This is a genomic window from Kitasatospora griseola (assembly GCF_014648555.1).
GTDB lineage: Bacteria > Actinomycetota > Actinomycetes > Streptomycetales > Streptomycetaceae > Kitasatospora > Kitasatospora griseola.
Window position 1 is genome coordinate 58,345 of record NZ_BMRI01000039.1, and the last position, 767, is coordinate 59,111.

1 pseudogene is annotated in these 767 nt (G+C 74.7%); it reads right to left on the minus strand.

Annotation, left to right across the window (positions count from 1 at the left end):
- Positions 1-748: pseudogene (locus tag IEZ12_RS31980) on the minus strand (EamA family transporter); the annotation flags it as partial.
- Positions 749-767 lie beyond the last annotated feature (19 nt).

The following is a 767-nucleotide window of genomic DNA, read 5'->3' on the forward strand; positions in this document are numbered from 1 at the left end:
TCCCGAACACCGGCACCAGCAGCGAGAACGGGGCCACCACCGAGGCGTCGTAGCGGCGCAGCAGGTGGCTCCAGGCGACGAACCCGAACAGCGTGGAGACCAGCCCGACGTACAGCACCACGCCGACGCCCGGCCAGCCGATGCCGCGCAGCGCGGCCCAGTCCGCGGTGGGGCCCTCGACCAGCAGCGACAGCGCGAGCAGCGGCAGCGGCGGTACGGCGGAGACCCAGACCATCCAGCGCAGCGCGTCCGGCGGGGCGGCCTTGCGGGTCAGCACGTTGGCCAGGCCCCAGGCCGCGGCCGCGCCGATCAGCATCGCGAACCCGCCGACCGGGCCGTGCACGCCGTGGTCGACGGCGACCAGCGCGATGCCGGCGAAGGCCAGGGCGAGGCCGGCGGTGCGCACCGGCGCGGGTCGTTCGCGCAGCATCCCCGCGGCGAACAGCGCGGTGAACCCGGCCTGGCCCTGCAGCACCAGCGAGGACAGTCCGGCCGGCATTCCGGCGTGCATGCCGAGGAACAGCAGCCCGAACTTCACCACCCCGAGCACCGTCCCGACCCCGAGCACCCAGCGCCACGCCACCCGCGGCGGGCCGACCAGGAACACCGCGGGCAGCGCCACCACGGCGAACCGCAGCGCGCAGAACAGCAGCGGCGGGAAGTCGTGCAGGCCGACCTCGATCAGCACGAAGTTCAGACCCCAGACCGCGGCGACCAGCACGGCCAGCGCGACATGACGGGGCCTCATGGCGGACGAGGTGGACGCC